This is a genomic window from Stenotrophomonas sp. 107298_Sma (assembly GCF_056480345.1).
Genome location: NZ_CM151094.1, coordinates 1,339,268 through 1,362,001 on the forward strand (window position 1 = coordinate 1,339,268; position 22,734 = coordinate 1,362,001).

Genomic DNA, 22,734 nt, shown 5'->3' on the forward strand with positions numbered 1-22,734 from the left:
GGCGTTGGAACCCGTTGATTGGAGAGAGGTTTGCGCCGAGCGGGGGGCTGGCCCGGCTTCATTGTCGCTGGTTGCGGATGGTTCGTGTCCGTACCTTTGCTTCGCTAGTGCTGATGATCCGGCTTCGTTGCGACTTAGGCGAACCATTCAGTGCTGGCCCCGCCTATGACGATCAATCGTTCGCAAGGTTCTCAAGAAAGGTCGCAACGCGCCCAGTGAGCTGAACGAGGTTGTCCACTTTGATGGCCTTGTCCGCCAGGGAATTCATCCTGTGCCAGAGTCCGCTTAGCGTCTTTCTCTGTTCGGTTGAGAGGCTGGACACTTCGGACTCGCTGAGAAAAATATCGCCGGTCGCGACCTTCACTGCGTCCCTGATTGCGGAGGCACCCCTCAATGGGTAAAGACTATTGATTTTACTGACCACGGCCGGCCGGGCAGTCATACGAACCCGCACGAACATCCTTACGAGCCGAGTGCTACCGGGGGCACTCCTTCACGCGGACCCGCGCGGCCGCTTAACGGAGGCGGATAGTCATGACCGTAAACGCTTGGGACTTTCCAATCACGGGAGACAGGGTAGTTGAGGCGTTAAGAGAGAGCTTCAGCACGAGTGATATTTGGCTGCTATCGCATTTGGATGTCCCTTCGGGAGCGAAGTCAAAAGCGACCTTGGGTCATCTTCGAGAGCGGATGGTGAACAGGCCGTTAGAGGTGTCTACAGGTGATCTGTGCGATGCGCTTGCTGGCGCGCCGCAAGTATGGGTACTGGACATCCGGCTATCATCCGACCACGAAGTTCAGCTCTACATTGAAGATGGTGAGGTATTTGAGGAGAGTCTGGACAGGATGGTCGGAACCGGAAATATCGCTGGACCGACAGACCCGGGACTGAGATGAAATGCAGGTTCGACTCCTGTTTCCGGCACCAGTTGTATGAAAAGCCCCGACCCTGGTCGGGGCTTTTCGTTTGTGCGTCTGGGAGATCGTCGGTGGCCGCGGCACCGGTAGCGGGGCGACCTTATCCACGCCCCACAATCACCGCATCCCGCGCCAACCACCACGCGAGCTGCCGCAGATACCCGCCCGCTGCACCGGCCAGCACACCCAGCAGCAACCGACGCAACACGCGCGCCGATCGCACGCCAGCCTCCCGCAGCCAAGGCAGCATCGCCATCACCTGTGCACCCAGCAACAGCGCCAGCACATCCAGCCCCAGCGCATCCACCACCGGCAACAACGGCAGCAGATCCGGATTGCAGGCCAGCACGATCACCAGCACCGTACCGAGCACGGCCATCACGCGGCGCCCAGCGGGCAGGGTGGTCCAGTGCAGCAGTCTGGCAATCAGGCGCATGGCGTTCCTTGTGTCATGGGCGTGAGCCCTCACCAGGGCGCAAGCGCACCGGCTGCCGCAGCACGGTCTTCAGCCGAGCGGCTTCGGTCCTGCGCGGGTCGCTCAGGTAGATCTCGTGATGGGGGCCGGCAAAGGCATATCCCAGAGCAGGCATCAGCTCGTCATGAAGATGCGCCAGGATCGGCCCTTCGTCATCGTAGGCACCCACATGCAGGGTCTGCAGGCAGAGACCTTCCTCGAGCGTTTCATGGCGAAGGCTGGCCGGCGCCTCACCCAGCTTCTTCCGCGCCTTGCCGAGGACAGCCTCCAGCTGCTCTGGACTGATCCCCTCCGGCGTACGGATCATTACCGTCCACACCCACTCATCCTTGCGGCGTGCCACGAAGCTGGCGGGATCCTCGGCCGTCCACAGCGCTTCCAAGGGCGGCACCACGTAGTCCTGTCCGTCGGCTTTCAACGCGAACTTCAGCGCATAGCTCACCGCGTACAGCCACTGCACCGCCTGCAGGTAGGCCGGGGCGGTGTTCGGGTCGCCGTGGCCGTCGACCATCAGGTAGGGCAGCGGCGGTACGTTCACCGTCACGAAGCGGCCCGCCGGGGGCTGGTACAGCGCGCGATCGCGTCGCTTGAAGTCGATCTTGTCCATGGGCCTTCCTCCTGCGTGGAGCATCCCATGTCCATGCCCCGGCAAACATGCCTGAACAGGTTCAGTCGACTTTGCCGAACCCGGTCGGAGCCCCCGCCATCGCCCGGTGCCAGGATGCTGCGCTCGGGCGTTCTGCCCGCCATGCCACGCAGTGCGACAACGTGTCGCAGTCAGAATCAGGCCTTTCCTGCGCTCGATCATTGTCAATGCCTTTCTTAAATGGTGCGTGACGGCCTAAAATTGAAAGGCTGACTCGACCCCACCTCCCTGCCTGTCTTCCGGACAGGTGGGACCGGCTTTGGCCGGAACAGGCAGGACGGGGAACGGCATTCCCTCGCAATTGGATCGACCGATGATTCCGTTGAAAACCCTTGGGCGCTGGTTGCGCCCGGGCCTGCTGCTGTCGTTGCTGGTGATGCTCACCGGCTGCGATGCCGTGGCCATCCTCAGTCCGAAGGGCCAGATCGGCCAGGATGAGAAGACCCTGCTGATCACGGCTACCGTGCTCATGCTGCTGGTCGTCATCCCGGTCATCATCATGACCCTGACCTTCGCGTGGAAGTATCGCGCCTCCAACACCAAGGCCCGCTACGAGCCGAAGTGGTCCCACTCGACGGCGATCGAGGTGGTGGTGTGGTCCATTCCCTGCATGATCGTGCTGGTGCTGGCGGTCCTGACCTGGCGTTCGTCGCACGCGCTGGACCCGTACAAGCCGCTGGAATCGGACGTCAAGCCGGTCACCATCGAGGCGATCTCGCTGGACTGGAAGTGGCTGTTCATCTATCCGGAAGAGAAGGTGGCGGTCGTCAACGAAATCAAGTTCCCGGTCAACACGCCGCTGAACTTCAAGATCACGTCCGATACGGTGATGAATGCCTTCTTCATCCCGCACCTGGGCAGCATGATCTACTCGATGGCTGCGATGGAGACCAAGCTCCATCTGATCGCCAATGAGACCGGTGAATTCCCGGGCATGTCCTCGCACTACAGTGGCGCGGGCTTCGCCAAGATGCACTTCACCGCCTACTCGGTTACCGATGCCGAATACCGCCAGTGGCTGGACCAGGTCCGCGCCGGCGATCAGACCCTGGACAAGGCTTCGTTCAAGGCCCTGGGTGATGCGCGCAACGCCGAGTGGTATCCGGTCACCTACTTCGGCAAGACCGAAGAAGGCCTGTTCGACTGGGTCCTCGCCAAGCACATGGGCGACAACAAGCATTACGGCATGAAGCACTCGCACGCCGGTGCCGCCGCTGCCGATGCCGCCAGCCATGAAGCGCACGAGGGCCATGCCCCCAGTGATGCACATGATTCCAAGGAATCGGGTGAAAACCTGGATGCCAACGAACACGAACACGCAGGCCATGCCGGCCACGCGGGCTCGGGAGAATGAACATGTTGGGAAAACTCTCTATTGAGTCGATCCCCCACGATCCGATCGTCCTGACGACGTTGATCGGCGCAGTACTGGGTGGCCTGGGCGTGATGGCCCTGATCACCAAGTTCAAGCTGTGGGGCTATCTGTGGAAGGAGTGGTTCACCTCGGTGGATCACAAGAAGATCGGCGTGATGTACCTCATCGTCGCCTTCGTCATGCTGCTGCGCGGTTTCTCCGACGCGATCATGATGCGTACCCAGCAGGCCCTTGCCGTCGGCGGGTCCGAGGGTTACCTGCCGCCGCACCACTACGATCAGATCTTCACCGCCCACGGCGTGATCATGATCTTCTTCGTGGCGATGCCGCTGATCACCGGCCTGATGAACCTGGCCGTGCCGCTGCAGATCGGTGCGCGCGACGTCGCGTTCCCGTTCGTCAACTCGCTCAGCTTCTGGCTGTTCGTGTCCGGCGCGGTGCTGATCATGCTGTCGCTGTGGATCGGTGAGTTCGCCGCCACCGGCTGGCTGGCGTTCCCACCACTGTCGGGCATCGAATACAGTCCAAGCGTCGGCATGGACTACTACATCTGGGGTCTACAGGTCGCAGGCCTGGGTACCACGCTGAGCGGTATCAACTTCTTCATCACCATCCTGAAGATGCGTACCCCCAGCATGAAGCTGATGCAGATGCCGGTGTTCACCTGGACCGCCCTGGTGACCAACGTGCTGATCGTCGCGGCTTTCCCGGTGCTGACCATCACCCTGGTGCTGCTGACCCTGGACCGTTACCTGGGTACGCACTTCTTCACCAATGACGGTGGCGGCAACGCCATGCTGTACATCAACCTGATCTGGATCTGGGGTCACCCGGAAGTCTATATCCTGGTGCTGCCGGCGTTCGGTGTGTTCTCCGAAGTCATCGCGACCTTCTCGCGCAAGGCGCTGTTCGGCTACAAGGGCATGGTCTACGCCACCGCCTGCATCGGCGTGCTGTCGTTCATCGTGTGGCTGCACCACTTCTTCACCATGGGTTCGGGTGCCAACGTCAATGCCTTCTTCGGCATCACGACGATGATCATTTCGATTCCGACCGGCGTGAAGATCTTCAACTGGCTGTTCACCATGTTCCGCGGTCGCGTGCAGTTCACCACGCCCGTGCTGTGGACCATCGGCTTCATGGTCACCTTCACCATCGGCGGCATGACCGGCGTGATGCTGGCGATCCCGGCCATCGACTTCGTGCTGCACAACAGCCTGTTCCTGATCGCCCACTTCCACAACGTCATCATCGGCGGCGTGGTGTTCGGCATGTTCGCCGGCATCACCTACTGGTGGCCGAAGATGTTCGGCTTCCGCCTCAATGAGTTCTGGGGCAAGTGCGCGTTCTGGTGCTGGTTCATCGGCTTCTACGTGACCTTCATGCCGATGTACGTGCTGGGCTTCATGGGCATGACCCGTCGTCTGCAGAGCACGGTCAACCCGGCCTACGAGCCGCTGCTGCTGGTGGCTGCCGCAGGTGCCTTCATCGTGGGTGCCGGCATCCTGTGCCAGATCATCCAGGTGGCCGTGTCGATCCGCGACCGCAAGAAGACCGCCGACCTGACCGGCGACCCGTGGGATGCCCGTACGCTGGAGTGGGAAACCTCTTCGCCGCCGGCCTTCTACAACTTCGGCAGCCTGCCGGAAGTCACCGAGCTGGACGATTTCTGGGAGCGCAAGCAGCGTGGTGAAGCCTGGCCGAAGCCGGCCAAGTACACCGACATCCACATGCCGCGCAACACCGGCACGGGCGTTGTCATCGGTGCCTTCAGCCTGGTGTTCGGCTTCGCGATGATCTGGCACATCTGGTGGCTGGCCATCGTCGGCTTCGTCGGCATGATCGCCACGTTCATCTACCGCACCTTCGACCAGGACGTGGACTACTGGGTCCCGGCCGCCGAGGTGGAACGCATCGAGAACGAACACCGCAAGCACCTGGAATCCCAGGGCCTGGTGAAGTCGGAGCTGAAGGCATGAGCACCAATACCTCGACCCTGAGCCACGGGCACGCCGCGCAAGCGGCGGCCCATGGCCATGACGACCACGAGCACCACGACACCGGCGGCAACACCGTCTTCGGTTTCTGGGTGTACCTGATGAGCGACTGCCTCATCTTCGCCTCGCTGTTCGCCACCTACGTGGTGCTGGCCGGCGGCACCGATGGCGGCCCCACCGCGAAGGACCTGTTCGAACTGCCGTTCGTGGCATGGGAAACCGCGCTGCTGCTGACCTCCTCGCTGACCTTCGGCCTGGGCATGATTGCCATGCACCGCAAGCAGATGGGGCAGATGTACCTGTGGCTGGGCATCACCTGGCTGCTGGGCTTCGGCTTCATGTGCATGGAAGTGTGGGAATTCCAGCACCTGATCCATCAGGGCTATGGTCCGGACCGTAGTGCCTTCCTGTCGGCGTTCTTCGCCCTGGTCGGTACCCACGGTCTGCACGTCAGCGCCGGCCTGCTGTGGCTGCTGGTGATGTTCGTGCAGCTGAAGAAGTACGGCCTGACCCCGACCAACAAGACCCGCATGGCGTGCCTGAGCCTGTTCTGGCACTTCCTGGACCTGATCTGGATCGGCGTGTTCTCCGTCGTCTACCTCAATGGAGCGCTGTAATGGCACATGACAACCATGCACACGACCATGCCGCCGGCGGCGAAAGCCATGGCAGCGTGAAGTCGTACCTGATCGGCTTCGTGCTGGCGGTGGTGCTGACCGTCATCCCGTTCTGGATGGTGATGTCGGGCGACTTCTCGCGCACCGTCAACGGTGTGGTGATCGCGATCACCGCGGTACTGCAGATGCTGGTCCACCTGGTGTTCTTCCTGCACCTGGACCGCTCTTCGGAAAGCCGCTGGAACGTCAACGCTGCGGCCTTCACCGTGGTGGTGATCGGCATCATCGTGGTCGGTACCCTGTGGGTCATGCACAACATGAACGTGCACATGATGCACTGACGTCTTCGCGACGTTGCCACGCAGAAAGGCCGCCCTCGGGCGGCCTTTTTGTTTACTGGTAGCGCCGGGTGATGCCCGGCGACGCATCAATGCCGCCGGGCATGGCAGGTGTGTGGTGGTAGTGCCGGCCGCTGGCCGGCAATTGCGGGAAGCCGGCCAGCGGCCGGCACTACCCGTAGATCCACGGCATGCGTGGATGAACCGCCGGCTCAACCCACCCGGCGCAGGAACTCGTCCGCTTCCATCGGCCGCCCCAGGTGGTAGCCCTGCAACTGGTCGCAGCCCAGTTCGCTCAGGTACTCACGCTGTGCCTGCGTCTCCACGCCTTCGGCCACCACCTGCAACTGCAGGGTGCGGCCCAGCGCGATGATCGACGACACGATGGCGGCGTCTTCGTCGTTGCGCTCCAGGTCGTGCACGAACGCACGGTCGATCTTGAGTTCGGTGGCCGGCATCCGCTTCAGGTACAGCAGGCTGGAGTAGCCGGTGCCGAAATCGTCGATGGCGATATGCACGCCCATCGCGGTCAGATCGTTGAGGATCGCCAGGCTGGCGTCGACATCCTTCATCGCCGTGGTCTCGGTAATTTCCAGGGTCAGCCGCGCCGGTTCGATCCGGTGCCGTTGCAGCACCTCGCGCACGCTGTCCAGCAGCGCCGGCGAGGCGAACTGCAGCGGCGACAGGTTCACCGCCATCGACCATTCCGTATGCCCGGCCTCGTGCCATGCACGCAGCTGCGCACAGGCGCGGTCCAGTACCCAGTCGCCGATCGGCAGGATCAGGCCGCTGCGCTCGGCGATGGGAATGAACACATCGGGCGCCAGCAGGCCCAGTTCCGGGTGCTGCCAGCGCAGCAGGGCCTCGGCGCCGGTAGCCGGTGCGCCAGCGGCCGGGAACTTCGGCTGGTAGTGCAGCAGCAGCTCGTCACGCGCGATCGCCTTGCGCAGGTCCTGCAGCAGGCGCAGCTGGCGGTTGGCACTGAGCTGCATCGACGGGGTGAAGAAGGTATAGCCGTTACGGCCGGTTTCCTTGGTGTGGTACATCGCCGCATCGGCATGCGCCATCAGCTCGCGCTCGTTGCTGGCATCGTCCGGGTACAGGGCGATGCCGAGACTGGCGCTGACCTGCAGTTCGGCCGCATCCAGCGTGAACGGCTCGCCGGCGGCGGCAATGATGCGTTCGGCCACCACCACCGCGTCGTCCGGGATATCGATGGCCAGCACGATCACGAACTCGTCGCCGCCGAGGCGGGCGAAGGTGTCCTGCGGCCGCAGCAGGCCGCCGATGCGCTGTGCCACCGCCACCAGCAGGCGGTCGCCCAATTGGTGGCCGTAGGCATCGTTGACCGCCTTGAAGCCGTCCAGGTCGCAGAACATCACCGCCACCGCGCGGCCACGACGGTGCGCCTTCTCGATGGCCTGCTCGATGCGGTCCTGCAGCAGCATGCGGTTCGGCAGCTGGGTCAACGGGTCATGCAGGGCGGCCTGGATCAGCTTGTTGTTGGCGTGCGCCAGCGAATCGGCCAGCAGGCCGGTGCGCACGCGCATCTGCCGGTCGAACAGCGAGGCGACCAGAGCGATGCCCAGCGTGGCCACGGTGGTGACGATCACCAGCACCGCCAGCCAGCGGGTGTCGATGCCGCCACTGCCGACCGCGCCGCAGATGCTGCCTTCAGGGAAACGTGCGGCGGCCATGCCGGTGTAATGCATGCCAACGATGGCCAGCCCCATCACCAGCGAGGCCAGGGCGCGCAGGCGCAGCGTGTTGCGCTGCTCGGCCCGCAGCCGGAACGCGATCCACAGCGCCGCACCTGCGGCACCGATGGCCACCGCAATGGAGGCGGCGAACCAGCCTGGGTGATATTCGATACCCGGCTGCATGCGCATGGCGGCCATGCCCAGGTAGTGCATGGTGGCGATGCCCAGCCCCATCAGCACCGCCCCGGCCAGCAACCGTCGCCAGGGCAGGCTGGGCCGCGACACCAGCCATAGTGCATAGGCCGAAGCACCGATCGACACTGCCAGCGAGTACAGGGTGATGCCGAGGTCGTAGCCGACCGGGATCGGCAGGTCGAAGGCGAGCATGCCGATGAAGTGCATCGACCAGATGCCCAGGCCCATCGCCGCCGCGCCACCGGCCAGCCACCAGCGCGCCACGCGGCCTTCGGCCGTGGCCAGCCGGCCGGCCATGTCCAGCGCCGTGTACGAAGCAAGAATGGCCACCAGCAGGGAGATGGTGACCAGGCTCTGACTGTAACTGCCAGTCATGTCGGATCCAGTGGGGGAGGGAGGGGCGCCCGCAAGGCGCACGCCCGCGACCCCTATCGGCGCAGGTGGGCGGGACTTGAGCGGTCGCAGCAGCTGCGACCCGGCTCGGCTATCCTGCCACGCCTGTTCCCGTTGCTGGAAATCATCCGATGGCTAAAGCCCGCACCGCCTACGTCTGCAATGAATGCGGCGCCGAATTCAGCAAGTGGCAGGGCCAGTGCACCGAGTGCAACGCCTGGAACTCGCTGTCGGAAATCGTGCTGGAAAGCGCGGCGGCGGCCAAGGCGCCGGCCTCGCGCCGGGCCGGCTGGGCCGGCAAGATCGACCCACCGAAGATCACCGCGCTGAAGGACGTCGAGCAGACCGAGCATCGCCGGGTCTCGACCGGCATCGGCGAGTTCGATCGCGTGCTGGGTGGTGGCCTGGTCGAGGGCGCGGTGGTGCTGGTCGGTGGCGACCCGGGCATCGGCAAATCGACCCTGCTGCTGCAGGCGGTGGCTAAGATGGCGGCCGTGCTGCCGGTGCTGTACGTCACCGGCGAGGAATCGCTGGCCCAGGTAGCCGGCCGCGCGCATCGCCTGGAACTGCCGCTGGACGGCGTCAACGCGCTGGCCGAGACCGGGGTCGAATCGATCCTGCAGCATGCGTCCAAGGCCGGCCCGCGGCTGATCGTGGCCGACTCGGTGCAGACCCTGTGGACCGAGAGCCTGACCGCCGCGCCGGGTTCGGTCAGCCAGGTCCGCGAGAGCGCGGCGCGTCTGGTGCGCTTCGCCAAGGAGACCGGCACCGCCGTGTTCCTGGTCGGCCACGTGACCAAGGAGGGCGGCATCGCCGGCCCGCGCGTGCTCGAGCACATGGTCGATGCCGTGCTGTACTTCGAAGGCGAGAGCGGCAGCCGCTTCCGCCTGCTGCGCGCGTTCAAGAACCGCTTCGGTGCGGTCAACGAGCTGGGCGTGTTCGCGATGGGCGACAAGGGCCTGAAGGAGGTCTCCAACCCGTCGGCGATCTTCCTGTCTGGTGGCAGTACCCACCAGCCGGGCAGTTGCGTCATGGTCACCCGCGAGGGCACGCGGCCGCTGCTGGTGGAAGTACAGGCGCTGGTCGATGCCTCGCCGCTGTCGAACCCGCGCCGTGTCGCGGTCGGCCTGGAGCAGAACCGCCTGGCGATGCTGCTGGCGGTACTGCATCGCCACGGCGGCGTGCTGGTCGGCGACCAGGACGTGTTCGTGAATGTCGTGGGTGGCATCCGCGTGCAGGAAACCGCGGCCGATCTGCCGGTGCTGCTGGCGGTTCTGTCCTCGCTGCAGGACCGCCCGCTGGCGGAAAAGACGATTGCTTTTGGCGAAGTCGGCCTGTCCGGCGAGATCCGCCCGGTGCCCAACGGCGAGGACCGCCTGCGCGAAGCCGCCACCCATGGTTTCAAGCGCGCCATCGTGCCCAAGGCCAATGCGCCGAAGGGTGGTTCGGTGAAGGGCATGGAAGTGATCGCAGTGGAGCGCCTGTCCGAGGCCATCGACGCGGCGTGACCGCGCCGGTAGCGCCGGACCATGCCCGGCGCTACCGGCGCGGATCTGGAATACGACCTCAAACACGGCAACGGTCAGCCTCCCTGTGCTAGTTTTTCCCGCTCGACGAAGGCGCCCTCTGGCGTCTTTCCGTGCCCAGGAGTAACCGATTACATGCAGGACACCGCACTCACCGCCCCCAACGCCGAAATCCGTCGCGCCGGGGTCGATCTCAATGGACTGATGACGGTGCTGGGCAAGCACCTGTATTCCACCCCGGTGGTGGCGCTGCGCGAGCTGGTGCAGAACGCGCACGACTCGATCATCCGCCGTCGCATTGAACAGCCTGGCGTCGAGGTGCCCTCGCGCATTTCGGTGCAGGTCGATGCCGCCGCTGGCGTGCTGCGCATCAGCGATACCGGCGCCGGCCTGACCCGCCAGGAGATCCATGATTACCTGGCCACCGTCGGCGTTGGCTACACCCGTGGCCTGCGCCAAGGCGGCGAGGACGATGAAGGCCTGATCGGCATGTTCGGCCTCGGCTTCCTGTCGGCGTTCGTGCTGGCACGCCGGGTCAGCGTGCGCACCACCTCGTACCAGACGCCGGAGCTGGGGCACCTATACGTGTCCAGCAACGCCGAGCAGTACACCGTCAGTGAAATGCCTGCGCGTGCGGTTGGCACCGAGGTGGAGCTGGAGCTGCATCCGGATTTCCTGCCACTGGCCAACGAAGCGCGCTTGCACGAGGTGCTGGGCCGCTATTGCGCGCTGCTGTCCGAGCCGATTTTCATCGGTGCCGGGGCCGAGGCGCTCAACCCTGAGCCGCCGCCCTGGCGCGGCCAGGGAGAGGTCGCCGTGCATCCGGTGCAGGCGCGGCGCCAGGCGCTGCAGTTTGCGGCGCGCTTCGAGCATGATTTCGAGCCCATCGTGACTGTGCCGTTGCGTGCCGATGGCGACAGCGATGCCACAGGCATGTTGTGGGTACAGGACGGTGCCACTTACGGCACCAGTGACAACCGCAACCTGTCGGTGTTCGTGCGCGGGATGCTGCTGGACGACGATGCGCGCGACCTGCTGCCGCCGTGGGCCGGCTTCATCGGCGGTGTGATCGAATCCTCGCGGCTGACGCCCACTGCCAGTCGCGAGGACCTGCAGCGTGACGACCAGTACCGCGCCGTGCAGCATGCATTGCTGGAAGCGCTGATCGATGGCCTGGCCGACGTCGCACGGCAACAGCCGGAAGCCTGGCGGCGCGTGCTGAGCCGCCACAACGAGGCACTGCTGGGCGCGGCGCTGTGTGATGACCGCCTGTTCGAACTGCTGCTGGAGCATGTTCGCGTGCCGACCTCGCAGGGCGACCTGCCGGCCAGCGCGTTGCCGGCACGTGGCGCGGTGCACGTCATCCTCGACAACGGCGGCGGCTTCGAGGAAATGCTGTTCCGCGCGATGGGCGTACCGGTGGCGCACGGCCATCGCTATGCGGTGGTGCCGTTCCTGCGGCGCTGGGCCCAGGCCAAGGGCCTGCGTCTGGTCGAACTCGGCACCGAGCAGGGCAATCGCGCGCTGTTCCGTACCGATGACAGCCTTGATGAGACGCAGCTGGCGTGGCTGCGCGAGCAGCTGGGCGATGGTGAACAGCTGCTGCCGGCACGCTTCAGCCCGGAGGCGCTGCCGGTAGTGGTGGTGCCCGACCGCGAGGCCGAGCTGAAGCAGCGCCTGGAAGACGACGAGAACGACAAGCGCGTTTCAATGGCGGCGCTGCGCCTGGCCCGGCAGTTCACCGCGCGCATCGAATCGCGCGCGCCGTCGCGGCTGTACCTCAATCTCGACAACCCGGCGGTGCAGGCCCTGCTGCGCGCCCAGCGCGACGGACATCCGCAGGCCGAAGCCGCTGCACGCCTGTTGCGTTCGCTGAAGATCATCGTCGCCGCGCAGGGCCGTCCGCTGGCCCGCACGGCTGCCACGCCGGGCCCGGATCTCAATGGCGCCTTCGCCGATATTGCCGGTGCCCTGCAGCAGATGCTGCGTTGAGCACCACCCCTTCTCATCCAGCCTTCGCTAGACAGGAGCATTTACCCCATGGACATCTGGAACTGGGTCGAAAAACTGCAGGGTGACCTGCGCCAGGCCGGCCAGGCGCAGAACGCGCACCTGCTGAACCGTCTCGCCGACGAGGTCAGCGAACTGCAGGTCGACCGCGTTGACGCACTGCTGCCCGAAGCGCGTGCGCTGGGCAAGGCGCTGGACAACCCTTGGGTCGATGTCTACGTCGGCCACTGGGCACTGCGCAACCGCGTCGGCAACCGCGTCGAAGGTGAAAGCGCGCTGGGCGAAGCCGTGGCGCTGTTCGAGCGTGCGCACCGCGAGGACACCCTGGAATGCCCGCAGTCGATCTGCGTGACCCAGGACCTGGCTGCCTGCTACGGCAACATCGATGGCCCCGGCTGGGTGCCGGAACGTATCGAGGTGTGCGATGAAACACTGGGTCGCATCGACCCGAGCTGGGCCTGCTTCCAGTGCCTGAGCTGCGAGAAGGCCGATGCACTGCTTGACGATGGTCGCGGCCAGGACGCGCTGGACTACCTGCAGGTGCAGTCGGATGCGATCGAAGCCTGCGGCAAGGAAGTGTTCGACAGCTTCCCGGAGATGCAGATCAAGATCCTGCTGGGCATGGGCCGCGCCGAAGAAGCGCTGGTACTGATCGAGAAGCGCGAGGCCGAAGTGGCCGCGTCCGGCGAGTACGAGCCGGCCAACTGCACGGTGCCCCGCCGCTTGTCCAAAGCCTGGGCGCTGGCTCAGTTGGGTCGCGACGAAGAGGCGCTGCAGCAGCTGGTGCCATGGAGCGAACTGACGCCTACCTACTGGCGACTGTGGGCGAACACCGCCGCAGCGCTGTGCCAGCGTGATCCGGCGCGCAATACCTGGGACCTGGGCACGCGCTTCAACACCATCATCGAACACTTCGCCCGCGTCGGTTCGCATCGGCTGCTGATCGAGGTGGCCGCGCTGAGCCTGGAGCTGGCCCTGCAGCGTGGCGCGCGCTGGGTCGCGCAGCGCCAGCTGGAGCTTGCCCGTAGCCATCTGGCGCAGTTGCGCCAGGACCGCGGTGCGGCTGCGCTGGTGGCGGGCCTGGCTGCGCGCATCGATGCCTTGCCGGAGGTCGCACCGCTGCCGGTGCCGGCCGCTGAATTGCTGGCTTGGCTGAACGAGCAGGGGGAGCAGAATCAGTCGCGCGATCCCGAGCGTGAGGCGCAGTGGCTGCTGCAGGCACAGGCGCAGCTGCCAGATGATGAGGCGCTGGCCGAGATGGCCGCCTCTGCGCTGAGCGCCTGTGGTGCACAGACGGAAGCGCGCGCATTGCTGTGGCGCTTCGTGCGCGCGCACGCGCAGGATGATGGCCCGGCCGCCTACACCCTGATGCGCTGGCTGACCGAGCAGGGCGACGACGATGGCCTGCGCCAGCTGGCGGATACCTATCGCGGCAGCGTGCCGGTGTTCGCACACTGGTGCGAGGTGCAGCGCGCCCGCCGCGTGTCGGACTGGCCGGCGCTGGAGCAGGCCGCGCAGGCGCTGCTGGCGGCCTCGCCGGGCTCGCATGGCGCACGCGGCACGCTGGCGCGGATGTACATGGAAACCGGTCGCTTCAGCGAGGCGCAGGCCAGCTATGCGCAGCTGGTGGAGTTGCTGGAAGAGCCCAACGCCGCGCACTGGGACCACATGAGTGCGGCCAGCGCGGCACGCGACTGGGACGCGGTACGTCGCTCGGCGGCGGCGATCGGCATGGAGCTGTCCAGCCAGGACGGCGTGGTCGAGGAGCCGTGGGGCTGGGTGATCATCCGCAGCGAAGAGAACGGCGAGCCGATGGAGTACTACGCACGCCGTAGTGGCCCGGTGACCGCACGCATCGTCGAGAACGCGCCGGCCAATCGTGCGCAGCAGGTGGGCGACTGGGTGGTGTTCGACGCTGCGCTGGTGCATCCGGCGCCGGAGGAAGAGGAAGCGCGCGAGCATTTCATCCCGACCTATGCGCAGGTGCATGTGCTGGAGCGCGGCGGCTTTGCCCGCAGCTGGCTGGTCGACGGCGCGCACCCGGGCGAAGACGCGTGGAATGCCTTCGTCGAAGCCGCCGAGGCGCAGGGCTGGAAGGTGTGGTCGCACAGCCGTGCGGACTACACCGTGACCGATCCGGACATGGAGGAGGGCACCCTGCCAGGCGTGCTGTTCACCGTCGCCCAGCCGCAGGATCATGCGCCGCTGGCGCTGCACCGCCTCCTGCAGCAGGAGACCGCGAAGTGGCCGCACCCGCACTGCTGGCTGCGCCTGGCCGAGGCCTGTGACCAGGATCGCCAGCCGCACCTGGACGTGATCGAGCGTTACGGGTTGTAAGCGTGATATCGGGCAGTGCCGGCCGCTGGCCGGCAACGCCATGAGATCCTGTGTTGCCGGCCAGCGGCCGGCACTACCTCAAGGAGATACACATGCGAAAGACAGGGATGTTCGTGATCGCCGGGCTGCTGCTGGCCCCCGCCGTGCAGGCCGCGCCGGCCTGCCAGGAACCAGTGGCTGTGGCCCGTGCCTTCTACGAGGCAACCACCGGCAATGGCGATCTGCTGGAACCGCCGCCGGCGCTGGTCAGCCCGGCCTTCGTCAAGGCCCTGCGTGGCGAGCGCGCCTGCCAGACGCGTGAGGAAGGCATCTGTACCATCGATTCCGATCCGTGGCTGGACGCCCAGGATGGTGACATCGACAGCCCGGTGCGATACAGCTGGAAAGAGATCTCGGCCACTACGGGCCAGGTTGAAATGCGCTATTCGGTATGGAATACGGCCTACCTGACCCGCCTGCCGATGGTGCGCGAAGGCCAGGGCTGCTGGCAGGTGGACGACATCCTCACCAACAGCGGTCGTTCGGTACGCAGGATCCTGGCCCAGCCGGTGCCCTGAACTGCCGACGGCATCCACGCATGGCGTGGAGCTACTCCATGTGCGATTGCCGGCCAGCGGCCGGCACGCCTTTATCGCGAATGCCCGAACACCAGTTCGATCACGAACTGGCTGCCGAAGAACGCCAGCAACAGCAACAGCATCGCCGCCAGCGTCCAGTGCACCGCTTTCATGCCGCGCCAGCCGTAGCGTCGGCGGCCGATCAGCAGCACACCGAATACGATCCACGACAGCACGCTCAGCACGGTCTTGTGCACCAGCTTCTGCGCCAGCAGGTCGTCGACGAACAGCACGCCGGTGACCAGGGTCAGGGTCAGCAGCGCGAAGCCGACGGTGATCACCCGGAACAGCAGCGATTCCAGGTCGGCCAGCGGCGGCAGCGCCCGCAGCCACGGGCGGAACTCGCGGCGACGCAGGGCGCGCTCCTGCAGCCACAGCATGATTGCCAGCAGCGCGGCGATGCTCAGCGTGGCGTAGGCCAGAAGCGCCAGCCAGGCGTGGCTGGCCAGGCGCCAGCCCAGCACCTTGCTCGGTTCGTGGCCGTAGCCGTGGTAGGCCAGCAGCAGTACCGCGGCCAGCGGGAACACCACCACGCCCAGTGCCGACATGCGCCCGCGCGCGCCGACCAGCGAGGTCAGCCAGGCCATGCCCAGGCCGACCAGCGACAGTGCGGCGAAGAAGTGCATGTCCGGCCCGCCGTTGGTGCGCATCGCCACCATCACGTGGTAGCCGCCATGCAGCAGCATCGCTGGCAGGGCCGGCCACAGCCAGACCGGGGAGCCGGTGGTTTCATCGCGGCCGAGCGCGCGCACCAGCAGGACACTGGCAGCCAGGTAGAGCAGGACGGCGATGAGAACGATTGTCATCGTTGCAGTTTCGCATACCCCCGCGGTGGTGGCGACGGCCGTAGCGTCGCAGTCCGGCGGGCAGGGCGGACCCGCTATACTGTGTGCCTTATTGTCCCCCGTTTTCAGACAGGTCGTACCGCATGTTCGAGTCCCTGACCCAGCGCCTTTCCGGCACCATCGAGCGCCTGCGTGGCCGCGGCCGCCTGACCGAAGAGAACATCCGCGAGGCGACCCGCGAGGTCCGCATCGCGCTGCTCGAAGCCGACGTCGCGCTGCCCGTGGTGCAGGCCCTGATCGAGCGCATCAAGGTGCGTGCGGTCGGCCAGGAAGTGCTGAAGTCGCTGACCCCGGGCCAGGCCCTGATCAAGGTCGTGCGCGACGAGCTGACCGCGGTGATGGGCGCCGAAGCCAGCGACCTGAACCTGAATGTCCCGGCCCCGGCGATCATCCTGATGGCGGGCCTGCAGGGCGCCGGCAAGACCACTACCGTGGGCAAGCTGGCCAAGCACCTGAAGGAAAAGCGCAAAAAGAAGGTGATGGTGGTCTCGGCCGACGTCTACCGTCCGGCCGCGATCGAACAGCTGAAGACCCTGGCCGAGCAGGTCGGCGTGCTGTTCTTCCCGTCCAGCGCCGACCAGAAGCCGGAAGCCATCGTCCGCGCCGCCATTGACGATGCGCGCAAGTCGTTCGTCGACGTGCTGCTGGTCGATACCGCCGGCCGCCTGGCCATCGACGAAGCGATGATGGCCGAGATCAAGGCCCTGCACGCGGCGGTCAACCCGGCTGAAACGCTGTTCGTGGTCGATGCAATGACCGGTCAGGACGCGGCCAACACCGCCAAGGCCTTCGGCGATGCGCTGCCGCTGACCGGCGTGGTGCTGACCAAGACCGACGGTGACGCGCGTGGCGGTGCCGCGCTGAGCGTGCGCTACATCACCGGCAAGCCGATCAAGTTCGTCGGTGTCAGCGAAAAGCCGGAAGGCCTGGACGTGTTCCATCCGGACCGTATCGCCAGCCGCATCCTCGACATGGGCGACGTGCTGTCGCTGGTCGAGCAGGTCGAGCAGCAGGTCGACAAGGACAAGGCCGCCAAGCTGGCCGAGAAGGTCGCCAAGGGCAAGAAGTTCGACCTGAACGACATGCGTGACCAGCTTGAGCAGATGCAGAACATGGGCGGCATCGGCGGCCTGATGGACAAGCTGCCGGGCCTGGGCAACATCCCCGACCACCTGAAGCAGCAGGTCAGCCAGGGCAAGGAAGTGCCGCGCATGATCGCCATCATCAGCTCGATGACCAAGAAGGAGCGGCGCAACCCGAACCTGCTCAATGGCTCGCGCCGCGCGCGCATCGCCAAGGGCTCGGGCGTGACCCCGGCTGACGTCAACAAGCTCATGAAGCAGTACATGCAGATGGAAAAGATGATGAGCAAGATGGCCGGCGGCGGCATGAAAGGCATGATGCGAAGCATGAAGGGCATGATGGGTGCCATGGGCGGCCGCGGCATGCCGTTCCGTTGATACGGGCCCCGTCCGCACTCTGATGTAGCGCCCGAGCCCATGCTCCGGGCGGCGCCGAGGCGCCGCATCACACAGTCGAGCAAGCTCGACTCTACCCCCGTCCTGCGCGCACCATGGAGGCCTGTCCGAAACGATGGGCCGCCATGCAGATGTCCGCTGTTACTTCCCGCGCCGAGGCGTTCTGCCAGCGCTTCGACGTTTCCGTTCCGATCCTGCTGGCACCGATGGCCGGTGCCTGCCCGGTGCCGTTGTCGGCCGCGCTGGCCAATGCGGGCAGCATGGGCGCGATGGGCGCGGTGTTGTCGTCGCCAGCCGATATCGGCCGCTGGATGGATGACTTCCGCGCCGTCTCCACCGGCCCGGCGCAGGTGAACCTGTGGTTGCCGGACCCGGCAGCGACCCGTGACGTCGCCGCCGAGGCAGCCAGTCGTGCTTTCCTCGCGCAATGGGGACCGGATGTACCGGCCAGTGCTGCCGACGCCACGCCCGCCGGTTTCGAAGAACAGTTCGCAGCGCTGCTGGCCGCCTGCCCGGAGGTGGCCTCGACCATCATGGGCGTGCTTTCGCCGCGCCACGTGCAGCAACTGAAGGATGCGGGCATTGCCTGGATTGCCTGTGCGACCACGCTGTCTGAAGCGCGTGCTGCACAGGATGCTGGCGCCGACGCGGTGGTGGCGCAGGGCGTGGAGGCCGGTGGTCATCGCGGTTCATTTGATCCGGCGATGGCCGAGCGTCAGCTGGTTGGACTGTTCGCGCTGCTGCCACGCCTGGCCGACCACCTGCAGATTCCGGTGATCGCCGCCGGTGGCATTGCCGATGGCCGTGGCATTGCCGCCGCGCTCACCCTGGGTGCCAGCGCGGTGCAGATCGGCACTGCATTCCTGCGCACGCCCGAAGCGGCGATCGCTTCGGCGTGGGCCGATGGATTGGCGGCCAGCGAACCAGAAGACACCTGGCCGACCCGTGCTTTCAGTGGCCGCCTGGGTCGCGGCCTTGCCACGGCCTACGTGCGCGCTGCCGCCGCCGAGGGTGCGCCGGCGCCGCGCCCGTACCCGGTGCAGCGCGGCCTGACCGCGCCGATGCGCAAGCAGGCAGCGCAGGAAAACCGGCTGGCCGCAATGCAGGCCTGGGCCGGCCAATCGGCATGGATGGCACCGGCACGACCGGCCGCCGATGTGCTGCACGACATGTGGAGCCAGACGCAGGCATTGCTGAAATGACGGTGACCTGCAACGGCCGGCCAGCACAGGTCGAGGATCTGCTGCCAGCGCTGGTCAACTACGGCCACTTCACCTCGCTGCAGGTGCGGGGTGGGGCGGTGCAGGGACTGGACCTGCATCTGGCGCGGTTGTCGCACGCTACCCGTGAACTGTTCGGCAGCGAACTGGTTGTGGTGCAGCTGCAGGCCTGGATGGCGCAGGCCCTGCAGCTGGCTGGGCTGGCTGATGCCTCGCTGCGGGTGACGGTGTACTCGCGCCACTTCGATTTCCGCAATCCGCTGGCCGTGGTACCGGTGGACGTACTGGTGGCGGTGTCCTTGCCGGTGACGCTGGCCGCACCCAAGCGTGTGTGCAGCGTGGCCTGGCAGCGCGAACTGCCGCACATCAAGCATGTCGGCACCTTCGGCCTGTTCGCCGAGCGCCGCGCGGCAATGGCTGACGGTTTCGACGATGTGCTGTTCGTGACCGCCGATGGCGAAATGGGTGAAGGCAGCACCTGGAACCTGGCCTTGCACGATGGTGAGCGGCTGCTCTGGCCGCAGGCGCCAGCCCTGCGCGGTACCGCCGAGGCCTTGCTGAAGCAGCACTGGCCCGGCCCACAGGCCACGCGACCGCTGGCGCTGGCTGAACTGGGGGGTGTGAAGGCGGCCTTTGCCTGCAACGCCAGCGGCCTGTGGGCGCTGGACGCCATCGACGGGCATGCCCTGCCGGGTTCGCAGGCGCTGGCGGAACAGGGCAGGGCGGTGCTGGCGGCGGTGCCCTGGCGGGGATTGGGGTCAGATCCCTTGTCCCCTGCAAAAGGGATCTGACCCCGGCTGGCCAACCCCGGGGTTGGCTCCGGCCGACACTGCCGCTATAATCGCCGGCTTACCGCGCCATCCTGGCGACTGGGCAATAGGAAAAAAAAGACCATGGTCAAGATTCGACTGACCCGCGGCGGCGCCAAGAAGCGTCCGTTCTACCACATCATCGTGACCGACGTTCGCAGCGCCCGTGATGGCCGCAACATCGAGCGCGTCGGCTTCTACAACCCGGTTGCACAGGGTGGCGAGAAGCGCATCGAGCTGGATCTGGCCCGTGTTGACCATTGGGTCAAGAACGGCGCCCAGCCGACTGAAAAGGTCCGCAACCTGATCAAGGAAGCGGCCAAGTCCCAGGCCGCTGCGGCCTGATCCCGAAGGGCCGCGCCTGGCGCGGCCCGTCTGGTTGAACGCAGATGAAAGATAATGAGCGCCGCATCCTGCTGGGCAGGATTGTCGGCGCTTTTGGTGTGCGCGGCGAAATAAAGCTCGAGTCCTGGACCGAGCCGCGTTCCGCTATTTTCCGTTACCAGCCGTGGATCCTGCGCAGCCCCAACGGGCAGGAATCGACGCTTGAAGGCGCCCGTGGCCGCGACAGCGGCAAGCATCTGGTGGCCCGTTTTCCGGGCATCGAAGATCGCGATGCGGTCGAGGCGATGCATGGCACCGAGGTCTACGTGGCCCGCAGTGCACTGCCACCGCCGAATGCCGATGAGTATTACTGGGTCGACCTTGAAGGCCTGGATGTGAAGACCACCGAGGGCGTTGCCCTGGGCCAGGTCTCGCACCTGTTCAGCACCGGCGCCAACGATGTGGTGGTCGTGCGCGGCGATCGTGAGCGGATGATTCCGTTCGTGTTGCCGGAGTTCGTCAAGTCGGTCGACTTCGAGGCCAACCTGGTCGTGGTCGACTGGGACCCCGAGTTCTGAGTGTGAGCATGCGTTTCGACGTCATCACCCTGTTCCCCGAGTTCCTCGCCCAGTCCGCCGGACTGGGCGTGGTCGGGCGTGCGCAGGAGAAGGGCCTGTTCAGCCTGCACGGCTGGAACCCCCGTGATTACGCTGAAGGCAACTACCGCCGGGTGGACGACCGTCCGTTCGGCGGTGGCCCGGGCATGGTGATGCTGATCGAGCCGCTGCAGGCCTGCCTGCAGGCGATCCGCGATGCTGATCCGACCCCGGCGCGGGTGATCCATCTCAGCCCGCAGGGTGCGCCGTTGACCCAGGCCAAAGTGCGGGAACTGGCGGCGTTGCCGCGCATGGTCCTGCTCTGCGGCCGCTACGAGGGCATCGACGAGCGCTTCCTGGAAGCCAATGTCGACGAGGAGATTTCCCTTGGCGATTACGTGCTGTCCGGCGGTGAGCTGGGCGCGGCGGTGATCATCGACGCCGTGGCCCGTCTGCAGGACGGTGCCCTGAACGATGCTGAATCGGCCGCCCAGGACAGCTTCGAAGGTGACCTGGGCCTGCTCGACTGCCCGCATTACAGCCAGCCGGCCCAGCATCCGCTGGGTGACGTGCCGGAGGTGCTGCGCTCGGGCAACCATGCGGCCATCGCCGCTTGGCGCCGCCAGCAGTCGCTGGTCCGGACCGCGCAGCGGCGCCCGGACCTGCTGGATGAACAGGCACTGGGCAAGACCGACCGAAAACTGCTCGACCAGGCCCGCCAGGCCCGGAAACAGAAGGCCAGCCCCTAGCGCAGGGCTGGCTTTTTCGGCTATCATGGCCAATTACCGCCAGCTTCGGCCGGCGCGCGCAGTACCCACAACAAACGTGCAGCACAGTCCAGTGACTGCATCAGCCTACGTTGTCGAAACGACACGCCCACCCGAACAAGAATCGGTGTAACCCATGAGCAAGCTGAACAAGTCCATCGTCGCGGAATTCGAATCCGCCCAGATCACCCGCGAACTGCCGAAGTTCAGCCAGGGCGACACCGTTGTCGTCAACGTGAAGGTGAAGGAAGGTGCCCGCGAGCGCGTGCAGGCCTATGAAGGCGTTGTGATCGCGACCAAGAACGGCGGCCTGAACTCCTCGTTCACCGTCCGCAAGATCTCGCACGGCTACGGCGTCGAGCGCGTCTTCCAGACCCACAGCGCCATCATCGACTCGGTCGAGGTGAAGCGTCGTGGTAAGGTCCGCGCCGGCAAGCTGTACTACCTGCGTGGCCTGGAAGGCAAGGCTGCCCGCATCAAGGAAGACCTGGCTGCCGCTGCTGCCGCCAAGGCTGCCCGTCTGGCCGAAAAGGCCTGATAAACAACTTCGGTTGTTGCCGCGACGGCCACCTTCGGGTGGCCGTTTGCGTTTTCGGCATCGCATCGGCCACGATCAGGCGATGAACGAGATCAACCCACGCTATCCCGCCGTGATCCAGGCCGCGCTGCGCTTCCTCGACGGCAAGGGGCTGGCGCGGGTGCAGTCGGCACCGTTGCTGCACCGGTTGTTGTGGCGCATGGGCATCGCACTGCCGCCGCCGATCCTGGCCGGCTTCGCCACCAACGCGCTGGTGCAGGGCCTGCTGTTCGGGCTGTTCTGGACCGGCCTGATGTGGCTGATGTTGTGGCAGGGCAGCGAGCGCCCACTGGTGCTGCTGTTGTTGGCCGGTCTGTTGGCCGGTGCCCTGTTTGGTATCGTGATGGCGGCCCTGATGCGCTCGCTGCGACGCCACCGCAAGCTACCGGACTGGCGGCAGTTCCTGGCCCGTCAGGCGGACTGAGCCGATGGCGCACCGCGCCGTGACCGACAGGCACCCGTCGCGCTAGGCTGCCGCTTCATCCTGATGGACGTGCCGTGCGATGCCTGCCAAGCGAACCGCACCCTCCACCGCGCCCAAGCTGCTGTCCGGTGGTAACCCGCAGATCGCCAAGGGCGAGGGCGATGCTACGGTGCAGGCCTATATCGCGGCGATGCCGGACTGGAAGCGACCGCTCGGCGCGCGGTTGGATGCGCTGATCGAGCAGGCCGTGCCCGGCGTGCACAAGGCGGTGAAGTGGAATTCGCCGATGTATGCGGTTGCCAAGGGCGAGGGCTGGTTCCTCAGCTTCCATTGCTTCACCCGCTACATCAAGGTGGCATTTTTCCGGGGCGCCGCACTGAAGCCGATACCGCCCGAGCCGTCCAGGAGCGCAGACACGCGCTACCTGCACATTGCACAGGACGGCGTGCTGGATGAAGCCCAATTCCTTGACTGGGTGCGCCAGGCCGCGGCATTGCCCGGCGAGCGCATGTAAGCCCACCGTTCCGATCTGCTTGCCGACGAGAACCGC

At 65.9% G+C, this 22,734-nt stretch carries 22 protein-coding genes; 17 read left to right on the plus strand and 5 right to left on the minus strand.

What is annotated here, in order from left to right; genetic code table 11:
• Nucleotides 1-172: 172 nt before the first annotated feature.
• From ACZK2G_RS06305 to ACZK2G_RS06315, 3 genes are all read right to left on the minus strand, one after another.
• Nucleotides 173-364, minus strand: coding sequence for a hypothetical protein (locus ACZK2G_RS06305; protein ID WP_478474963.1), 192 nt, complete (start codon nt 362-364; stop codon nt 173-175).
• A gap of 654 nt (nt 365-1,018) precedes the next feature.
• Entirely contained in the window at nt 1,019-1,354 is a 336-nt protein-coding gene (locus ACZK2G_RS06310; protein ID WP_478474965.1) for a hypothetical protein, read from the minus strand.
• A 13-nt stretch (nt 1,355-1,367) separates the two neighbouring features.
• Nucleotides 1,368-2,000, minus strand: coding sequence for a GyrI-like domain-containing protein (locus ACZK2G_RS06315; RefSeq protein ID WP_478474967.1), 633 nt, complete (start codon nt 1,998-2,000; stop codon nt 1,368-1,370).
• 352 nt (nt 2,001-2,352) lie between these two features.
• On the opposite strand from ACZK2G_RS06315, the gene cyoA reads away from it, so the two are divergent.
• From cyoA to cyoD, 4 genes are read left to right on the plus strand one after another with little or no spacing between them, the layout of a single operon-like run.
• Complete coding sequence (gene cyoA / locus ACZK2G_RS06320; protein ID WP_046983282.1) at nt 2,353-3,393, plus strand: ubiquinol oxidase subunit II; 1,041 nt, start codon at nt 2,353-2,355, stop codon at nt 3,391-3,393.
• Nucleotides 3,394-3,395: 2 nt separating this feature from the next.
• Nucleotides 3,396-5,393: a cytochrome o ubiquinol oxidase subunit I gene (gene cyoB, locus ACZK2G_RS06325; protein WP_012510427.1), complete on the plus strand. Its 1,998-nt coding sequence runs from the start codon at nt 3,396-3,398 to the stop codon at nt 5,391-5,393.
• Complete coding sequence (cyoC, locus tag ACZK2G_RS06330) at nt 5,390-6,028, plus strand: cytochrome o ubiquinol oxidase subunit III (protein WP_012510428.1); 639 nt, start codon at nt 5,390-5,392, stop codon at nt 6,026-6,028. Before cyoB ends, cyoC begins: the two co-directional genes overlap by 4 nt.
• Nucleotides 6,028-6,369, plus strand: coding sequence for a cytochrome o ubiquinol oxidase subunit IV (gene cyoD, locus ACZK2G_RS06335; RefSeq protein WP_004148769.1), 342 nt, complete (start codon nt 6,028-6,030; stop codon nt 6,367-6,369). Before cyoC ends, cyoD begins: the two co-directional genes overlap by 1 nt.
• 209 nt (nt 6,370-6,578) lie before the next feature.
• Here the strand turns inward: cyoD and ACZK2G_RS06340 are convergent, their stop codons facing one another.
• On the minus strand, nt 6,579-8,636 hold the full coding sequence (locus ACZK2G_RS06340) for a putative bifunctional diguanylate cyclase/phosphodiesterase (RefSeq protein ID WP_295377574.1): 2,058 nt from the start codon (nt 8,634-8,636) through the stop codon (nt 6,579-6,581).
• A gap of 149 nt (nt 8,637-8,785) precedes the next feature.
• On the opposite strand from ACZK2G_RS06340, the gene radA reads away from it, so the two are divergent.
• The 4 genes from radA (at nt 8,786) to ACZK2G_RS06360 (ending at nt 15,084) form a co-directional block, all read left to right on the plus strand.
• Nucleotides 8,786-10,162 (plus strand): DNA repair protein RadA, encoded by a 1,377-nt coding sequence (gene radA / locus ACZK2G_RS06345; protein ID WP_046983278.1) that lies wholly within the window; start codon nt 8,786-8,788, stop codon nt 10,160-10,162.
• Nucleotides 10,163-10,315: 153 nt separating this feature from the next.
• Nucleotides 10,316-12,172 carry an ATP-binding protein gene (locus ACZK2G_RS06350; protein WP_046983277.1) on the plus strand — a complete coding sequence of 619 codons (1,857 nt, stop codon included), beginning with the start codon at nt 10,316-10,318 and terminating at the stop codon, nt 12,170-12,172.
• Between the two features lie 48 nt (nt 12,173-12,220).
• Nucleotides 12,221-14,527: a hypothetical protein gene (locus ACZK2G_RS06355; RefSeq protein ID WP_478474971.1), complete on the plus strand. Its 2,307-nt coding sequence runs from the start codon at nt 12,221-12,223 to the stop codon at nt 14,525-14,527.
• Between the two features lie 92 nt (nt 14,528-14,619).
• Nucleotides 14,620-15,084, plus strand: a complete 465-nt coding sequence (locus ACZK2G_RS06360) for a YqhG/Tai3 family protein (protein WP_136638329.1) — start codon at nt 14,620-14,622, stop codon at nt 15,082-15,084.
• Nucleotides 15,085-15,155: 71 nt separating this feature from the next.
• Here the strand turns inward: ACZK2G_RS06360 and ACZK2G_RS06365 are convergent, their stop codons facing one another.
• The gene (locus tag ACZK2G_RS06365) at nt 15,156-15,950 is read right to left on the minus strand and encodes a cytochrome C assembly family protein (RefSeq protein ID WP_295377582.1); all 795 of its coding nucleotides are present in this window, start codon (nt 15,948-15,950) and stop codon (nt 15,156-15,158) included.
• Nucleotides 15,951-16,072: 122 nt separating this feature from the next.
• Between ACZK2G_RS06365 and ffh the strand changes: the two genes are divergently transcribed.
• The 9 genes from ffh to ACZK2G_RS06410 all read left to right on the plus strand — a co-directional run bounded on the left by ffh (nt 16,073) and on the right by ACZK2G_RS06410 (nt 22,698).
• Complete coding sequence (ffh, locus tag ACZK2G_RS06370) at nt 16,073-17,449, plus strand: signal recognition particle protein (RefSeq protein WP_004149025.1); 1,377 nt, start codon at nt 16,073-16,075, stop codon at nt 17,447-17,449.
• A 143-nt stretch (nt 17,450-17,592) separates the two neighbouring features.
• Entirely contained in the window at nt 17,593-18,669 is a 1,077-nt protein-coding gene (locus tag ACZK2G_RS06375) for an NAD(P)H-dependent flavin oxidoreductase (RefSeq protein WP_046983274.1), read from the plus strand.
• Nucleotides 18,666-19,478, plus strand: coding sequence for an aminotransferase class IV family protein (locus ACZK2G_RS06380; RefSeq protein WP_046983273.1), 813 nt, complete (start codon nt 18,666-18,668; stop codon nt 19,476-19,478). The genes ACZK2G_RS06375 and ACZK2G_RS06380 overlap by 4 nt, the downstream gene beginning before the upstream one ends.
• 102 nt (nt 19,479-19,580) lie before the next feature.
• Nucleotides 19,581-19,841, plus strand: coding sequence for a 30S ribosomal protein S16 (gene rpsP, locus ACZK2G_RS06385; RefSeq protein ID WP_004149033.1), 261 nt, complete (start codon nt 19,581-19,583; stop codon nt 19,839-19,841).
• A gap of 44 nt (nt 19,842-19,885) precedes the next feature.
• Nucleotides 19,886-20,398 (plus strand): ribosome maturation factor RimM, encoded by a 513-nt coding sequence (gene rimM, locus ACZK2G_RS06390; RefSeq protein WP_046983272.1) that lies wholly within the window; start codon nt 19,886-19,888, stop codon nt 20,396-20,398.
• An 8-nt stretch (nt 20,399-20,406) separates the two neighbouring features.
• The gene (gene trmD, locus ACZK2G_RS06395) at nt 20,407-21,165 is read left to right on the plus strand and encodes a tRNA (guanosine(37)-N1)-methyltransferase TrmD (protein ID WP_046983271.1); all 759 of its coding nucleotides are present in this window, start codon (nt 20,407-20,409) and stop codon (nt 21,163-21,165) included.
• Nucleotides 21,166-21,319: 154 nt separating this feature from the next.
• The gene (gene rplS / locus ACZK2G_RS06400) at nt 21,320-21,721 is read left to right on the plus strand and encodes a 50S ribosomal protein L19 (RefSeq protein WP_004149090.1); all 402 of its coding nucleotides are present in this window, start codon (nt 21,320-21,322) and stop codon (nt 21,719-21,721) included.
• 82 nt (nt 21,722-21,803) lie between these two features.
• Entirely contained in the window at nt 21,804-22,184 is a 381-nt protein-coding gene (locus tag ACZK2G_RS06405; RefSeq protein ID WP_295377599.1) for a DUF6404 family protein, read from the plus strand.
• 79 nt (nt 22,185-22,263) lie between these two features.
• Entirely contained in the window at nt 22,264-22,698 is a 435-nt protein-coding gene (locus tag ACZK2G_RS06410; RefSeq protein WP_136638324.1) for a DUF1801 domain-containing protein, read from the plus strand.
• Nucleotides 22,699-22,734: the final 36 nt, after the last annotated feature.

What these genes read in the sequence shown, in the direction of transcription:
- ACZK2G_RS06365 (WP_295377582.1), bottom strand. Translation starts at nt 15,950, where the DNA reads ATGACAATCGTTCTCATCGCCGTCCTGCTCTACCTGGCTGCCAGTGTC.
- ACZK2G_RS06405 (WP_295377599.1), top strand. Translation starts at nt 21,804, where the DNA reads ATGAACGAGATCAACCCACGCTATCCCGCCGTGATCCAGGCCGCGCTG.
- ACZK2G_RS06380 (WP_046983273.1), top strand. Translation starts at nt 18,666, where the DNA reads ATGACGGTGACCTGCAACGGCCGGCCAGCACAGGTCGAGGATCTGCTG.
- rimM (WP_046983272.1), top strand. Translation starts at nt 19,886, where the DNA reads ATGAAAGATAATGAGCGCCGCATCCTGCTGGGCAGGATTGTCGGCGCT.
- ACZK2G_RS06310 (WP_478474965.1), bottom strand. Translation starts at nt 1,354, where the DNA reads ATGCGCCTGATTGCCAGACTGCTGCACTGGACCACCCTGCCCGCTGGG.
- cyoD (WP_004148769.1), top strand. Translation starts at nt 6,028, where the DNA reads ATGGCACATGACAACCATGCACACGACCATGCCGCCGGCGGCGAAAGC.
- rplS (WP_004149090.1), top strand. Translation starts at nt 21,320, where the DNA reads ATGAGCAAGCTGAACAAGTCCATCGTCGCGGAATTCGAATCCGCCCAG.
- ACZK2G_RS06410 (WP_136638324.1), top strand. Translation starts at nt 22,264, where the DNA reads ATGCCTGCCAAGCGAACCGCACCCTCCACCGCGCCCAAGCTGCTGTCC.
- rpsP (WP_004149033.1), top strand. Translation starts at nt 19,581, where the DNA reads ATGGTCAAGATTCGACTGACCCGCGGCGGCGCCAAGAAGCGTCCGTTC.
- ACZK2G_RS06315 (WP_478474967.1), bottom strand. Translation starts at nt 2,000, where the DNA reads ATGGACAAGATCGACTTCAAGCGACGCGATCGCGCGCTGTACCAGCCC.
- trmD (WP_046983271.1), top strand. Translation starts at nt 20,407, where the DNA reads ATGCGTTTCGACGTCATCACCCTGTTCCCCGAGTTCCTCGCCCAGTCC.
- ACZK2G_RS06340 (WP_295377574.1), bottom strand. Translation starts at nt 8,636, where the DNA reads ATGACTGGCAGTTACAGTCAGAGCCTGGTCACCATCTCCCTGCTGGTG.
- ACZK2G_RS06355 (WP_478474971.1), top strand. Translation starts at nt 12,221, where the DNA reads ATGGACATCTGGAACTGGGTCGAAAAACTGCAGGGTGACCTGCGCCAG.
- cyoA (WP_046983282.1), top strand. Translation starts at nt 2,353, where the DNA reads ATGATTCCGTTGAAAACCCTTGGGCGCTGGTTGCGCCCGGGCCTGCTG.
- cyoB (WP_012510427.1), top strand. Translation starts at nt 3,396, where the DNA reads ATGTTGGGAAAACTCTCTATTGAGTCGATCCCCCACGATCCGATCGTC.
- ACZK2G_RS06375 (WP_046983274.1), top strand. Translation starts at nt 17,593, where the DNA reads ATGCAGATGTCCGCTGTTACTTCCCGCGCCGAGGCGTTCTGCCAGCGC.
- ACZK2G_RS06360 (WP_136638329.1), top strand. Translation starts at nt 14,620, where the DNA reads ATGCGAAAGACAGGGATGTTCGTGATCGCCGGGCTGCTGCTGGCCCCC.
- cyoC (WP_012510428.1), top strand. Translation starts at nt 5,390, where the DNA reads ATGAGCACCAATACCTCGACCCTGAGCCACGGGCACGCCGCGCAAGCG.
- ffh (WP_004149025.1), top strand. Translation starts at nt 16,073, where the DNA reads ATGTTCGAGTCCCTGACCCAGCGCCTTTCCGGCACCATCGAGCGCCTG.
- radA (WP_046983278.1), top strand. Translation starts at nt 8,786, where the DNA reads ATGGCTAAAGCCCGCACCGCCTACGTCTGCAATGAATGCGGCGCCGAA.
- ACZK2G_RS06350 (WP_046983277.1), top strand. Translation starts at nt 10,316, where the DNA reads ATGCAGGACACCGCACTCACCGCCCCCAACGCCGAAATCCGTCGCGCC.